The sequence below is a fragment of the Amycolatopsis sp. NPDC102522 genome, assembly GCF_055584485.1.
On the sequence record NZ_JBVJLY010000002.1, the window covers coordinates 389548 to 403966 of the forward strand.

Here is a 14419-nt window from a genome sequence, read left to right on the forward strand (position 1 = left end):
TCGGTGTGCGTAGACTCTGGCACCCGGCGTGCTCGCACGCCGCCGCGCGGAAGGTGGTCCCCACGATGCCGTTCATGCCCGTCACCGACTCGATGTTCCTCCTCGTGGAAACGCGCGAACATCCGATGCACGTCGGCGGACTGCAACTGTTCAAGAAACCCGAGGACGCCGGGCCGGACTACTTGCGGGACCTTCGCCGGAAACTGCTCGATTCCGACAACATGCGCGACGTGTTCCGCCGTCGTCCCGCCCGGCCGGTCAACACCGCCGGTCACGTCGCCTGGGCGACGGACAACGACCTCGAGCTGGACTACCACTTCCGGCATTCGGCGCTGCCCCAGCCCGGCCGGATCCGCGAGCTGCTGGAACTGACCGGGCGGTGGCACGGCACCCTGCTCGACAGGCACCGCCCGCTGTGGGAGATCCACCTGGTCGAGGGCCTGCAGGACGGCCGGTTCGCGATCTACAGCAAGATCCACCACGCGCTGATGGACGGTGTCTCGGCGCTGCGGCATCTGCAGGGCACGCTGTCCGACGACCCGGCCGACCTCGACTGCCCGCCGCCGTGGGGCCGTCGGCCCAAGCCGGACGCCGGCCGCAACGGCAAGGCGGCACCCTCGGCGCTCAGCACCTTCGGCAAGACGGTCAACCAGCTGGCCGGTATCGCGCCCGCCGCGATGAAGGTGGCGCGGGAGGCGTTCCAGGAACACACGCTCACGCTGCCGTCACAGGCGCCGAAGACGATGCTGAACGTGCCGATCGGCGGGGCCCGCCGGTTCGCCGCGCAGTCGTGGTCGCTGGACCGGGTGCGCAAGGTGGCGACCGCCGCCGGGGTGTCGCGCAACGACGTCGTCCTCGCGATGTGCTCGGGCGCGCTGCGGGACTACCTCATGGAGCAGAACGCGCTGCCGGACGCGCCGCTGACCGCGATGGTGCCGGTCTCCTTGCGGCGCAAGGACAGTGGCGACGCGGCGGGGAACAACATCGGCGCGCTGCTGTGCAACCTCGCCACCCACCTGACCGATCCGGCCGCCCGGCTCGCGACGATCAGCGCGTCCATGCGGAACGGCAAGAAGCTGTTCTCGGAGCTGAGCCCACTGCAGACGCTGCTGCTGTCCGGGATCAACGTCGCCCAGCTCGGCGTGTCGCCGCTCCCGGGCTTCGTGAACAACACGAAACCGCCGTTCAACCTGGTGATCTCCAACGTGCCGGGGCCGCGCAAGCAGATGTACTGGAACGGCGCGGCGCTCGACGGCATCTACCCGGCGTCGGTGCTGCTCGACGGGCAGGCGCTGAACATCACGCTGACCAGCAACGGGGACAACCTGGACTTCGGCATCACCGGTTGCCGACGCAGCGTTCCGCATCTGCAGCGCATCCTGACCCACCTGGACACCGCGCTCGCCGAACTCGAACACACCGTGTCTGTCGGGCGCAGCTGACGAGAACATTCCGCAGGGCGCCGGGACACTTGAACGTCACGTTCTCGTGCAGGCGCCCTGCGAAATGTTCTCGTGGGTTAGCTGCCGTCGGAGACGTAGATGGCGCCCGGGGTGATCGTGTACAGCTGCCCGTCGGGACCGGCGGTCGCGTCACGCGTGCGGCCGAGGTTGGTCCAGAGCTTGCCGCCGTTGCCGTTCAGGTCCAGCTTGAACGTGCCGCCCTTGAGCGAGGCCATGTACAGCGAGCCCTTGTAGGCCGCCAGCCCGCTCGGCGTCGCCGCAGACGTCGGCCACGCCTTGACCGGGTTGGTCATCCCCGCCGTGTCGCACGGGCCTTCGCAGGTCGGCCAGCCGTAGTTCTTGCCGGGCTCGATCTTGTTCAGTTCGTCGAGCTTGTTCGCACCGATGTCGGAGACGTACAGCTGTCCGTTCGCCCAGGTCAGGCCCTGGACGTTGCGGTGGCCGTAGGAGTAGACGCGGCTGTTGAACGGGTTGCCGGGCGCGGCGGCGCCGTCGGTGGTGACGCGCAGGACCTTGCCGCCGAGGGAGTTCTTGTTCTGCGCGTTGGCGCCGTTCTGGCCGTCGCCGGTGCCGGCGTAGAGGTAGCCGTCGGGGCCGAACCTGATCCGCCCGCCGTGGTGGAAGCTCGCGCCACGCGGAATGCCGGTGACGATCGGCGTCGGCGTCTGGCCCAGCTTCAGCTTGGCGATCCTGTTGTCGGAGCTGGTCGTGTAGTAGATGAAGACCGTCTGGTCGGTGGCGTATTTCGGCGAGACGGCGATGCCGAGCAGGCCCGCCTCCTGGGTGACGCTCACCCCGGGAATGGTCTGGACCGTGGTGACCTTGCCCGCCTTGTCGATCTTGCTGATCGTCTTGGCGTCCTTCTGCGTGAAGAGACCGGTGCCGTCGGGCAGGAAGTCGATCGACCAGGCCTGGTTGAGGCCGCTCGCGATCTGCTTGATCGCCTGGACGGACGGCGTTTCGGTGGCCGCGGCGGGAACGGCCGCGATCGACGCGGCCGTCGCGGCGGCGAACGTGATGGCGAGAGTACGACGTAAGGACATGGGACGCCTCCTTCAGCTACACCCCTGGAGCTCGGATGGCGGCGGACGACGAGTGGTCGGGGTTCACCCGTCGCGTTGGATAGAAACACACCACGGAATGAAACGGACACCACTGGACGGGCTATCACAGCCGCGGGAGGTTAACCGGCGTATGCGCCGAGCGTGACGATCGGGTCAGCTCGATCGGCCATAGGTAGGAAACTTTACGAAATGGCTCGAGAACTTGGACCTTGCGTCTGGTCAGAATCGGCGGCCCGCTTCTAGGGTGACGGGGCTCGTCCCCGTTCGATCCCATGTGGACGTTAGGAGCAGGAAATGATCGAGACCATCGAGGTATGGACCACGCCGGACTTCGTCGAGTACGAAACTCCCATGGAGGTCACCGCATACGCGGCCCGCATGGAGGACTGAATTCCCATCCGGTGGTGGGGGCCGTCCCCCACCACCGCGCCGCCGTCCCGATCAGCGAGCCGCTGGAGGCAGCACCGTGTCTCTTTCCCTTTCCGCCGCGCCGATGTCGCCGTCGGAATTCATCGCGGCCCTGCGTGGACTTTCCCACCGCTATTGGGGTACTCACCCGTTCCATCGGCGGATGCACGACGGCGAACTGTCCGAGTACGAACTGAAGATCTGGGCCGCGAACCGCTGGTACTACCAGTGTGTGCTCCCGCAGAAGGACGCGGCGATCATCAGCAACTGCCCGGTACCGGAAGTACGCCGGGAATGGCTCGACCGCATCGTCTATCACGACGGGACGGAAGCCGGAGACGGCGGAACCGAGCGGTGGCTCCGCTTGTGCACCGCGGTCGGGCTCGACCGCGAAGAGGTTCTCGATCAGCGGCACGTCGCCCCCGGCACACGCTTCGCCGTTGACGCCTACGTGAATTTCGCGCGCACGAAACCTTGGCTCGAAGCGGTCGCTTCGGGGCTCACCGAAATGTTCGCCGGCCATCTCATGCAGCGGCGCGTCGCCGACATGCTGGCGAACTACCCGTGGATCGCGCCGGACGACCTCGCCTATTTCACCAATCGCATCGACAAGGTCTCCGGCGAGGGCAAGGGGACGCTCGACATCGTCGTGCGGCACGCCGTCACCCGCGAACAGCAGGAGAAGGCGATCGCCGCGCTGTCGTTCAAGACCGACGTGCTCTGGTCCCTGCTCGACGCCATCGAGCGCGCCGCGGCCAAGGAGTAGCGATGACCACCCTCGAAATGGGCTCGGTGCCGCGGCTGCGGCGCGGGGTCCGGCTGAGCTACGACCAGACCAGGGAAACGCACGTCCTCCTGTTCCCCGAAGGTGTGCTCGTCCCGAATCCGACCGCCGCGGCCGTGCTCTCACTCTGCGACGGCGTCGAAGATGTCACGGCGATCGCATCGGCCTTACGCAAGCGCTACGCCGGTGTCCGCGAGGAAGAGATCCTGGAAGTCCTTTCCCGGCTGGGAGATCGGCGGATCGTCGAATGGACCTGAACACCTCCACCGCGGCACCGCCGCTGGGCATGCTGGCCGAAGTGACCCATCGCTGTCCGCTGCACTGTCCGTACTGCTCGAATCCCGTCGAGATGGTCGCTCGTGACGGCGAACTGTCCACAGAGGAATGGTTGTCCGTGCTCACGCAGGCACGGGAACTCGGCGTGCTCCAGGTGCACATGTCCGGCGGCGAACCACTCGCCAGGCCGGACCTGCCCATCCTGGTCGAGCACGCCACGAAACTGGGCTGCTACGTCAACCTCGTGACGTCCGGACTCGGGCTGACGGAGTCCCGATTGGACGATCTCGTCGAACGCGGCATCGCGCACATCCAGCTGTCCGTCCAGGGCGCGACCGCCGAACGCGCGGACCGGCTCGCCGGCGCCCGGGCCCACGACCGGAAACTGGTCGTCGCCGAGCTGATCAAGAAGGCCGGGTTGCCGCTTTCGGTGAACGTCGTGCTGCACCGGCAGAACCACGACCAGCTCGCCGGGATCATCGACCTGGCCGAGGAAATGGGCGCGGACAGGCTCGAACTGGCCAACACGCAGTACTACGGCTGGGCGCTGCGGAACCGCGACGCCCTGATGCCGACCCGGCGCCAGCTCGACGAGGCCGAGCCGATCGTGCGCGCGGCCACCGAGCGGCTGCGCGATCGGATGGAGATCATCTACGTCGTCGCCGACTACTACGAGAAATACCCGAAGCCCTGCATGTACGGCTGGGGCGCGCGGCAACTGACCGTGGCGCCCGACGGGAGCGTGCTGCCGTGCCCCGCGTCGACAGCGATCAAGACGCTGAAGTTCGACAATGTGCGGGACGTTCCGCTGGCACGGATCTGGTACGAATCCAGTTCCTTCAACGCCTACCGCGGTGAGGACTGGATGCCGGACACCTGCGGCACCTGCGATCGGCGCGCGATCGACTTCGGCGGCTGCCGGTGCCAGGCGTTCCAGCTCACCGGTGACGCCTCGGCGACGGACCCGGTGTGCTCTCGTTCGCCGCAGCGCGACGTCGTCGACCTCATCCTCGCCACACCCCCGAAAACGGACGAACTCGTGATGCGGGGGCCGCGATGAGGGTGATCCTGCTCGGCACCGCGGCGGGCGGCGGTTTCCCGCAGTGGAACTGCGCCTGCGCGCTGTGCGTTTCGGACGCGCCGCCGCGGACGCAGGACTGTGTCGCGGTGAGCGCGGACGGCGAGGGCTGGTACCTGCTCAACGCGTCACCGGACATCCGCGCCCAGATTCTCGCCACGCCGGCGCTGCGAGCCGGGCCGGGCCCGCGGGAGATCCCGTTGCGCGGGGTGCTGCTCACCGATGCCGAACTCGACCATTCGCTCGGCCTGCTTCTGTTGCGGGAAGCGGGTGGGCTGCCGGTCTGGGCACCTGACGCCGTTTTGGGCGCGCTGTCCGCACAGTTCCCCGCGCGGTCGATCATCGACGGTTACGGTGGCTGGGATTGGCTGCCGTCATCGGAGGTCTCCATCGACGGGCTCCGGGTAAGTACGCTTCCCGTGAGCGACAAGCGGCCGAAGTACGCGCGTTCGTCCACTGAGGACGGCCCGTGGGTGGTCGCGTATCGGATCGAAGACGTCGAGACCGGCGGTGTCTTCGTGTACGCGCCTTGTTTGAAGAGCTGGCCGGACGGATTCGACTCCTTCACCCGCGACGCCGGTCTGGTGTTGCTGGACGGGACTTTCTACGCGCCGGACGAAATGTCGGGTGCCACCGCGGCCGAGGTCGGCGACGGCGCCCAGCTGGCGATGGGACACCTGCCGATCACCGGCAGTCTCGCGAAGCTCCGGCCCGGACCGCGTTGGGCGTACACACATCTGAACAACACGAACCCGGTGATCGACCCGTCCTCGCCGGAGCACGCCGCCGTACTGGACGGCGGCGCCTCGCTTCCCCTGGACGGTACCGAATTCAAGCTCTAGGCGACGCCTTCGGGGCTGGCGCCCGAAACGGGAACGGCGTCGGCGGTGAGGCTGTCGATCTCCGCGAGTTCGTCCGCGGTCAGGTCGACGTCGGCCGCAGCGAGACTGGCTTCGATGTTGGCCGCCTTGCGCGCGCCCACGATCGCCACGTGCACACCCGGCTGGGCCAGCGTCCACGCGATGGCGAGCTGGCTGACCGAGATCCCTTTGTCCGCGGCGAATTCCTTGAGCCTTTCGACGATGGCGAGGTTGCGCCGGAAGGTCTCCCCGGTGAACGCCGACGAACGCGAACGCCAGTCGGTCTTCTCGAACTTCGTCTCCGGCGTGAAGGATCCGGTCAGCAGGCCGCTGCCCAGCGGGCTGTACACGAGCACGCCGATGTCGTTCTCCCGCGCGTACGGCAGCGGATCGATTTCGCTGTGGCGACGGAACAGGTGATACGGCGGCTGCAGGGTTTCCACCGGGCGGGTCTTGTCGAAGTCCGCCAGCCCCGCGGTGTCGTAGTTCGAGACGCCGATATGTCGGATCTTCCCGGCGTCGACGAACTCCTGGAGGATCCCCGCGGTCTCCTCGGCCGGAGCGTCGGAATCGGGCCAGTGGATCTGGTAGAGGTCGATGTGGTCGACGTCGAGGAAGCGGAGGCTGTCCTCGATCCCCTGCGTCAGCCACTCGCGGCGGGAGTCGCGCGGGCGTTCGGAACGCGGCTTGATGCCGCCTTTCGTGGCTATGACGAGGTTGTCGCGGTCGCGCTTGAGTTCCTCGCGCAACGCCTTCCCGAGCATCGCTTCGGATTTCCCGAAACCGTAGGCCTGAGCGGTGTCGAAGAAGGTGACCCCGAGTTCGCGGGCGTGGTGGATGGCGGCGATCGCCGCGTCCTCGTCGAACGATCCCCAGTCCCCGCCGAGCTGCCAGGTGCCGAAGGCGATCCTCGACACCTCGAGACCGCTCCTGCCCAATGTCGTCGTACGCATACCCTCCAGCAGAGCACAGACATCGGATCATTGCACCGGATCTCCCGGCCAACGAAACCCCCAAATAACTGTTTGACGGTCGGCGTCCCGGCAGTCGATACTCGGCCGCATGCCCGAGTCCCCCGGCCTCGACGGGTTGCGCGTCCTCGCCCACCCCGTCCGGCTGCGTATTCTGTCGCTTTTGACCGGTGCCGCGATGAGTGCGGCCGAGGCCGCGCGCGAACTCGGTGAGACACAAGCGAATGTCAGCTATCACCTGCGGCGGCTGCACGAGGCCGGGCTGCTCGACGTCGTCGAGGAGGTCCGGATCCGGGGCGGGCTGGCGAAACGCTACCGGCACGATCCGGAGTCCGGAGCGCGGTTCACGTCGACGAATCCGGATGAGGAACAGCTGCTCATCACGGCGATGGCCGAAGAGCTCAAGCGCCGCAGCGAGTTCCGCGTCGTCGGCGAAAGCGGATCGAGGACCGACGCGGAGGTATGGCTCGACCGCGAGACCTGGGAGAAGGCGCTCCGGCAAGCTCGCGAACTGGGCGAGCTTCTGCACTCGGCCGCGCGGCCACCTCGCTCGCGGGGCACGATCCCGGTCAGCGCGACGATCTCGATGTTCGAAATGAGCCGATCGTGACATCGTTGCGCGAACCCCTGCGCCATCACAACTTCCGCTGGCTGATCGGTGGCCGCACGTTCGGGGAGTTCGGCAACGCCGTCGCTCCGCTGGCACTGGCGTTCGCGGTGATCGACCTGACCGGTTCGGCGGTCGACATCGGCATCGTCGTCGGCGCGCGGTCGGTGGCGAGCGTGGTCCTGCTGCTGTTCGGCGGGGTACTGGCGGACAGGTTGCCGCGCTCGGTGATCCTGCAGGGCACCGAAGTCGCCGCCACAGTGACCCAGGCGCTCATCGCGGCGAGCGTCCTTTGTGGATTCGCGTCGATCCCGCTGCTGGTCGGCCTGAGCGTGGTCAACGGCGCGGTGGCCGCGATCTCGGCGCCCGCCTCCGCGTCGCTCACCCCGTTGACGGTGCCCGCCGCCATGCTGGCGCAGGCCAACGCCCTGGCCAGGCTGCTCTCGAACTCCGGCCGGATCGCGGGCGCCGGGCTCGGCGGTCTCCTGGTCACCGCGGTCGGCCCTGGCTGGGCGCTCGCCGGGAACGCGCTGCTGTTCCTCGGATCGGCCCTGTCCTACCGGCGTATCCGCCTCAACCGCCGGGAACGGGTCCCCGGCAGCCGTCCGCTGGCGGAACTCGCCGAAGGCTGGCGCGAGTTCCGGTCACGGACCTGGGTGTGGGTCGTGGTCGTGCAGTTCATGGTGGTGAACGCCGTCATCGCCGGCGGGATCGGGGTGCTCGGTCCCCTCGTCGCCGACAGCAGTTTCGGGCGCACCGGCTGGGGATTCGCCCTCGCCGCGCAGACGATCGGCTCCCTCGTCGGCGGGATCCTCGTGGCCCGCTGGCAGCCGCGGCGCGCACTGTTCATCGGAGTCGCGGTGATCTTCTTCGAGGCGCCGCCGCTGATCCTCCTCGGCCAGGCGCCGTGGCTGCCGCTGCTGCTGACGGCCATGTTCGTCTCCGGCATGGCGATCGAGCAGTTCGTGGTCGCCTGGGACGTCTCCCTGCAGGAGAACGTGCCCGAGGAGAAACTCGCGCGCGTCTACTCCTACGACATGCTCGGTTCCTTCATCGCCCTGCCCCTCGGGCAGATGGCGGCCGGCCCGGCCGCGCAGCACTTCGGGGTCAGCAAGACCCTGCTCGCCTGCGCCGCCCTGGTCGTGGCCGCCACGTGTCTCGCGCTGTGCAGCGGCCAGGTGCGTGGCCTCGTCCGGAAGACCCACGCCGTCCGGCCCTAGCCCCTCGCCCAGGAGCGATAGCAAAGGTCCCTTGCTCCCTTTCCGCTGGTCACGGCCAGGGACGGACCTCTTCGAGGAGCTTCGCGACCGCGAGAACCAGGTCGTCGGAGTGCCGCGGGCCGACGATCTGGAGGCCGACCGGGAGCCCACCGGAGGTGCGGCCCGCCGGGACGCTGATGGCGGGCTGCTGGGTCATGTTGAACGGGTAGGTGAACGGGGTCCAGTCCGGCCAGCCGCTCAGCCCGCTGCCCGGCGGCACCTCGTGCCCGGCTTCGAAGGCGGCGATCGGGAGGGTCGGCGTGATCAGCACGTCGTGGCGCGTGTGGAACTCGCCCATCAGGATGCCCAGCGCGGCACGCTCGGCGTTGGCGCCGAGGTAGTCGCTCGCCGAGAAGGTCTTGCCGAATTCCCACACCTTCCGCAGCCCGGGATCGACCATCTCGGCCGAACCGGCGGGGAAGGTGTCCAGCCACTTGGCCGCCCCCGTCGACCAGAGGATGTCGAAAGCGGGCTTGGGGTCGGCGAAGCCGGGATCGGTCTCTTCGATGTGCAGGCCCGCGTCGCCCAGCGCCTGGACAGCCGCCTCGACGATCGCCGCGACCTCCGGGTCGACGTCGACAAAGCCGAGCGTCGGCGAGTAGGCGGCGTTCAGCCCGCGCACGTCCCGGCGGACGGCTTCACGGAAGGTCGAGACGGGCGGGGCGAGGGCCGCCGGGTCGCGGTGGTCGGGCAGCGCGAGGACGTCGAGGAGCAGCGCCGTGTCGTCCACCGAACGCGCCATCGGACCGGCGTGCGAGAGCGGCCCGAACGGGCTCGCCGGGAACAGCGGGATCCGGCCGTGCGTCGGCTTGAGGCCGACGATTCCGCAGAACGAAGCCGGGATCCGGATCGAGCCGCCGCCGTCGGTGCCGACGGAAAGCTCACCCATCCCCGCCGCGACCGCCGCCGCGCTCCCCCCGCTGGACCCGCCCGCCGTCGTCGCAAGGTCGTGCGGGTTACGGGTGATCCCGGTCAGCGTGTTGTCCGTGACGCCCTTCCAGGCCAGTTCCGGTGTCGTGGTCTTTCCCAGCAGTACCAAGCCGTTCTCGCGCAGTCGCGCGGTGACCGGGCTGTCGACGTCCCACGGCTGGTCGGGGTCGATGCACCGTGAACCGCGCAAGGTCGGCCAGCCCTGCGTCAGGAACATGTCCTTGATCGAGGCCGGGACACCGTCGAGCCAGCCGATCGGGTTGCCGTCCCGCCAGCGGATCTCGGACGCCTTCGCCTGTTCGAGCGCGCCGTCGGCGTCGACAAGGCAGTAGGCGTTGACCTCGCCGTCTCGTTCCTCGATGACACGCAGCGCGTTCTGGGTGGCCTCGACCGGCGACAGCTCTCCGGTGGCATACGCGGCGACCAGCTCACTCGCGGTCAACTTGGTGTCGTTCATCCGGCCCCTAACCTTGGCGAAGCGTCTCCGACGGCACGTATCCGAGCTGCTTGTCCACCACGTTGCGCAGTGGCTCCCCCGCGCGCCAGCGACGGAAGTTGTCCGCGAACACCTCTACCAGAGTAGAGCGCCAGCCGACGAAGTCGCCCGACATATGCGGCGAGATCAGCACGTTCTCCATGGTCCACAAAGGACTCTCGGAGGGCAGCGGCTCGGTGTCGAAGACGTCGAGCGCCGCGCCGCCGAGCGGTCCGTCCCGCAGCGCGCCGACCAGGTCCGACGTGACGACCAGTTCACCGCGGCCGACGTTGACGAACCGTGCGCCGGGTTTCATCGCGGCGAAAGCACTGGCGTCGAACATGCCCTTCGTCTGCTCGGTCAGTGGCGCGACCGCGACGACGTAGTCCGCCTCGGGAAGATGGCGAGCCAGGTCCGAAGAGGCGTACACGTCTTCGAAGTCGGGATCGTCCTCCCGGGAGCGGCGCCCGACGCCCGCCACCGACATCCCGGCCCCCCGCAGCATCCGCGCGATCGACCGGCCGATCGGCCCGGTGCCGACCACGAGCACCCGGCGGCCGGAGATCCGTTCACTCTCCCGGTGCTTCCACTGCCGCTGTCTCTGCAGGTCCCACGAACGGACGAAATCCTTGGCGAACGTGAGGACGACCCCGAGGACGTACTCGGCTATCGCCCCGTCGAACACGCCGCGCGAGTTCGTGAGCACGACGTCGCTCTCCTGCAGCCCCGTGAAGAGCACAGGATCGACTCCCGCGCTGGCGATGTGCAGCCAACGCAGCTTGTCGGCCGCGTGCCAGGCGCCCGGGACAGCGGTCGAGAGGAAGTCGTAGACGAAGAACGCGTCGGCTCCGGATAACGCGTCGGCCAAGCCCGCCTCGTCGGTGTAACGAACCACCGCTTCGGCTTCGATAGCGCGCATGTCCGGTGGGCGTGTGTCTCCGCAGAGCACCGCCACCACAGGGGTCTCCGAGGCGATCACGATTGACACCGTAAAAGTGGCTCGTATGATTGTCAACAATCCGAGGAACGACCCCGGAGCACCGGACCTGTGACAGCAGTAGTTTTCCGGAGGCTGAGACTTGGATTTCGACTTACTGGAGTTCGAAGGCCCACTGGCGCAGCGCGGTATCGGCGTGATCGCTCCCTTCGACCTTGCCCTGGAACGCGAGCTTTGGCGCTGGGTGCCCATGGAGGTCTCCCTCCATCTGGCCCGGACGCCGTACGAGCCCGTGCCCGTCAGCATGGAGATGGCCCAGCTCGTCAGCGACAGCAGGCATCTCGCCACCGCCACGAGAGACGTGCTCCACGTGGAGCCCGAAGTCGTCGCCTATCTGTGCACCTCCGGCAGTTTCGTCAACGGGGTCGACTACGAACGCTCTCTGACCAAGGCGATCTGCGACGCGGGCGCGCCGGACGCAGTCACCACCTCCGGCGCGCTGGCCGAGGTCCTGCACCAGCTCGACCTGCACCGGGTCTCGGTGCTGACGCCCTACGACGGCGACCTGACCGGGAAGCTGCACGACTTCCTGGCCGAACTCGGCGTGCGCACCGTGTCGAGCGACCACCTCGGCCTGGGCGGCGGCATCTGGAAGGTCAGCTACCGGACCATCGCCGAACGCATCCTCGCCGCCGACCACGCCGACGCCGACGCCATCTTCGTCAGTTGCACCAACCTCCCCACCTACGATCTGATCGAGCCACTCGAAAGCGCGCTCGGCAAACCCGTCCTCACCGCGAACCAGCTCACGATGTGGGCCTGCCTCCGACGGATGAACCTGCCGATCGTCGGCCCCGGCAAGTGGCTCCGGGAGGTCGACTGACCTCTTCCCTTACGATTGTCGACAATCTGTCCTCCGGAGGTCCCGTGCCCAACACCCCGTTCAGCCCACCTGAGCCGCCGTCCGACACGACCACGATCGGGTTCATCTACCCCGATCACGCGGCCGAAGACGACTACCCGCTCGCGGAACAGCTCCTCGGCGGGGACATGGCCGGGATCAAGCTGCCTGTCGAGCACATCTACGGGACTGACCTGCACGCCGTACCCGAGCTTCTGGACCTCGGCAGCGAAAGCCGTCTCGCCGACGGCGCCGCGCTGCTGGCCAAACACGAACCGGACGCGGTCGTGTGGGCGTGCACCAGCGGCAGCTTCGTCTACGGCTGGGAAGGCGCCCGAGACCAGGCCGACCGGCTGGCCGCCGTCGCCGGCGTCCCGGCGTCGAGCACCTCCTTCGCCTTCGTCCACGCCGCTCACGCCCTCCGCGTCCGGCGGGTCGCGGTCGCCGCCAGCTACCCGGACGACATCGCCCGGCTGTTCGTCGAGTTCCTCGGCGCGGGCGGGATCGAAGTGGTCTCGATGGGCAGCGCGGACATCGACACCGCCGCCGAGGTCGGCGAGCTCGCCCCGGAAGCCGTCGTCGAGCTCGCAGTGCGCGGCGATCACCCGGCCGCCGACGCGCTCCTGGTCCCCGACACAGCCATGCGGACGCTCGGCGAGATCAACACGATCGAGACCAGGCTCGGCAAGCCGGTGCTGACAGCCAACCAGGTCACCGTCTGGGAGGGCTTGCGGCTCACCGGGCGGTCCCCGCTCGTCCGCACGCTGGGCGCACTGTTCGGGCAGAGGGGCAACTGAACCATGTCCTTGCCGGATATCGAGCCGGTCAGCCGGGAATCGACCGCCGGGATCATCGCGCGCCAGCTGCGGGACGCGATCATGACCGGCGCTCTTCCTCCCGGCACCCAGCTCGGTGAAACGGACCTGGCCTCCCGGTTCCAGGTTTCGCGGGGCCCGCTGCGAGAGGCGATGCAGCACCTCGTTTCCGAAGGACTCCTGCGCAGCGAACGCCACCGCGGCCTGTTCGTGATCGACCTCGAACCCGGCGACGTCTACGACATCTACTCGGCGCGCTCGGCCATCGAACGCGCCGCGATGCTGCGAGCCCTGCGCGGCGACCGGGAACGGGTCGCCACCGAACTCGAACAGGCCGTGGGCGCCATGGCCGCCGCCGCGGACGACGACGACCCGACCGCGCTCTCCTGGGCGGATCTGCGCTTCCACGAAGCGCTGATCGCGGCTTCCGGCAGCAAACGGCTCGTGCGCATGGCCCGGACCCTGCTGATCGAGACCCGGATGTGCCTTACCGCGCTGCAGGGGACTTATCAGCGGGTCGAAGAACGGGTCACCGAGCACACCAGGATCATCGAAGCCCTGCGGGCGGGCGACGAAGAGACCGCGCTGTCGCTGTTGGAAGCCCATATGGAGGACGCCGTCCAGCGGCTGGCCCCGGGAACCAGCCTGCGGGAGGGCGAAGCTCCCGCGGTGCCTTAGGGATTCAGTGACCACGGCGCCGCGCCCCCAGCACCGGCTGCCCGCCCGTCCCGCCGCGGAACTCCCTGTCCCACGGCCAATTGCCGCACTCGTCCTCGTAGACCAGTTGCAGGGCATGGAATTCGTCACCGTATAGGAGGACGGCGGTGATCAGGTGCGCCGACGGCGAACTGAGCGGAACGACCTCGAACGCGGGCCAGCCCACCGCGGCGGGCAGCACCTCACCCGATTCCGGCGGCCCCGACCGGACCACCTGCTGCGCGAAATAGTTCAGGAGCTGACCGGATCTTCGCTCTCTCAGGCCGGTGACGACGAGCTCCGGCAGCCCGGCGTCGGTGAGCCCGACCGTGTAAGCGAAGCCGGGTTGGCCGATCCCGCGCTCGACCGTCTGCACCATCCAGCCGTACTTCCGGATCAGCGGACGGACCTCCTCGATGAGGTAGTCGTCGCGGGTCTTCCCGGGGTTGTCGCAATGCCAGCACATCGGCGCTCCTCCAGTCGTCGAATCCGATGATCGACACTGTGCACCGGAGCACCGACAAAAACTCACGGCCCGGGACGACACGGGTGCGATGACTGGTCTTTTTATCGCGAATTTCGCGATAAAAGCGCCGTTCGTCACTCCACCGGGAGAGTAGCGATTCGGGTCAGCTCCGAAGGCGCCTTGGGTACCAAATGGATTCTGTTCCGCGAAGGTCGCCTTAAAGGACCGAGAGTCTCTCAGAAGGCCTTCGCAGACTGGGCAATCGCCACGTTTGCGCACCTTGCCGAAGTACGTGAAGGACCCCTTCATTGCGCTAGGCGCAATGAAGGGGTCCTTCACGTACTTCAGGTGGGTGAGGCGGCGGCGACGTGTCGGTACAGGTGGTCGTGAGTGGTAAGTGTCGTTAGAACGACACTTACCACTCACGAC

General features: G+C 68.0%; 16 protein-coding genes. 11 read left to right on the forward strand and 5 right to left on the reverse strand.

The annotated features are described in order from the left end of the window. Positions 1–65 precede the first annotated feature (65 nt). Positions 66–1442, forward strand: coding sequence for a WS/DGAT/MGAT family O-acyltransferase (locus ACZ6YV_RS07755; protein WP_465509284.1), 1377 nt, complete (start codon positions 66–68; stop codon positions 1440–1442). A gap of 77 nt (positions 1443–1519) precedes the next feature. Here the strand turns inward: ACZ6YV_RS07755 and ACZ6YV_RS07760 are convergent, their stop codons facing one another. Then, on the reverse strand, positions 1520–2506 hold the full coding sequence (locus ACZ6YV_RS07760) for a PQQ-dependent sugar dehydrogenase (protein WP_465508886.1): 987 nt from the start codon (positions 2504–2506) through the stop codon (positions 1520–1522). Positions 2507–2821: 315 nt separating this feature from the next. Here ACZ6YV_RS07760 and pqqA point away from each other — a divergent pair, with 315 nt between their 5' ends. The 5 genes from pqqA (at position 2822) to pqqB (ending at position 5915) form a co-directional block, all read left to right on the forward strand. Continuing rightward, a complete protein-coding gene (gene pqqA, locus ACZ6YV_RS07765; protein WP_007033797.1) occupies positions 2822–2917 on the forward strand; it encodes a pyrroloquinoline quinone precursor peptide PqqA in 96 nt (31 codons plus the stop codon). Between the two features lie 103 nt (positions 2918–3020). Further along, a complete protein-coding gene (gene pqqC, locus ACZ6YV_RS07770) occupies positions 3021–3701 on the forward strand; it encodes a pyrroloquinoline-quinone synthase PqqC (protein ID WP_465509285.1) in 681 nt (226 codons plus the stop codon). Positions 3702–3703: 2 nt separating this feature from the next. Next, the gene (pqqD, locus tag ACZ6YV_RS07775; RefSeq protein WP_465508887.1) at positions 3704–3976 is read left to right on the forward strand and encodes a pyrroloquinoline quinone biosynthesis peptide chaperone PqqD; all 273 of its coding nucleotides are present in this window, start codon (positions 3704–3706) and stop codon (positions 3974–3976) included. Next, on the forward strand, positions 3967–5055 hold the full coding sequence (gene pqqE, locus ACZ6YV_RS07780; RefSeq protein WP_465508888.1) for a pyrroloquinoline quinone biosynthesis protein PqqE: 1089 nt from the start codon (positions 3967–3969) through the stop codon (positions 5053–5055). Before pqqD ends, pqqE begins: the two co-directional genes overlap by 10 nt. Beyond that, positions 5052–5915 carry a pyrroloquinoline quinone biosynthesis protein PqqB gene (pqqB, locus tag ACZ6YV_RS07785; RefSeq protein WP_465508889.1) on the forward strand — a complete coding sequence of 288 codons (864 nt, stop codon included), beginning with the start codon at positions 5052–5054 and terminating at the stop codon, positions 5913–5915. Before pqqE ends, pqqB begins: the two co-directional genes overlap by 4 nt. Here the strand turns inward: pqqB and ACZ6YV_RS07790 are convergent. After that, positions 5912–6886, reverse strand: a complete 975-nt coding sequence (locus tag ACZ6YV_RS07790) for an aldo/keto reductase (protein ID WP_465508890.1) — start codon at positions 6884–6886, stop codon at positions 5912–5914. The two genes, pqqB and ACZ6YV_RS07790, sit on opposite strands and share 4 nt — an antisense overlap. A 109-nt stretch (positions 6887–6995) precedes the next feature. Between ACZ6YV_RS07790 and ACZ6YV_RS07795 the strand changes: the two genes are divergently transcribed. Continuing rightward, positions 6996–7514 (forward strand): helix-turn-helix domain-containing protein, encoded by a 519-nt coding sequence (locus tag ACZ6YV_RS07795; RefSeq protein ID WP_465508891.1) that lies wholly within the window; start codon positions 6996–6998, stop codon positions 7512–7514. Next, positions 7511–8731, forward strand: coding sequence for an MFS transporter (locus tag ACZ6YV_RS07800; RefSeq protein ID WP_465508892.1), 1221 nt, complete (start codon positions 7511–7513; stop codon positions 8729–8731). Before ACZ6YV_RS07795 ends, ACZ6YV_RS07800 begins: the two co-directional genes overlap by 4 nt. Before the next feature lie 49 nt (positions 8732–8780). Here the strand turns inward: ACZ6YV_RS07800 and ACZ6YV_RS07805 are convergent, their stop codons facing one another. Further along, positions 8781–10157: an amidase gene (locus tag ACZ6YV_RS07805; RefSeq protein ID WP_465508893.1), complete on the reverse strand. Its 1377-nt coding sequence runs from the start codon at positions 10155–10157 to the stop codon at positions 8781–8783. Positions 10158–10164: 7 nt separating this feature from the next. Next, positions 10165–11154 (reverse strand): D-2-hydroxyacid dehydrogenase, encoded by a 990-nt coding sequence (locus tag ACZ6YV_RS07810; protein ID WP_465508894.1) that lies wholly within the window; start codon positions 11152–11154, stop codon positions 10165–10167. A gap of 100 nt (positions 11155–11254) precedes the next feature. Here ACZ6YV_RS07810 and ACZ6YV_RS07815 point away from each other — a divergent pair, with 100 nt between their 5' ends. Genes ACZ6YV_RS07815 through ACZ6YV_RS07825 form a run of 3 tightly spaced genes read left to right on the forward strand, consistent with a single transcriptional unit; the run spans position 11255 to position 13506 of the window. After that, entirely contained in the window at positions 11255–11995 is a 741-nt protein-coding gene (locus ACZ6YV_RS07815) for a maleate cis-trans isomerase family protein (RefSeq protein WP_378239952.1), read from the forward strand. A gap of 44 nt (positions 11996–12039) precedes the next feature. Continuing rightward, entirely contained in the window at positions 12040–12810 is a 771-nt protein-coding gene (locus tag ACZ6YV_RS07820; protein WP_465508895.1) for a maleate cis-trans isomerase family protein, read from the forward strand. 3 nt (positions 12811–12813) lie between these two features. Next, complete coding sequence (locus ACZ6YV_RS07825; protein ID WP_465508896.1) at positions 12814–13506, forward strand: GntR family transcriptional regulator; 693 nt, start codon at positions 12814–12816, stop codon at positions 13504–13506. A gap of 4 nt (positions 13507–13510) precedes the next feature. Here ACZ6YV_RS07825 and ACZ6YV_RS07830 read toward each other — a convergent pair whose 3' ends face one another. After that, entirely contained in the window at positions 13511–13990 is a 480-nt protein-coding gene (locus ACZ6YV_RS07830) for a DUF4262 domain-containing protein (protein WP_465508897.1), read from the reverse strand. Between the last annotated feature and the right edge of the window lie 429 nt (positions 13991–14419).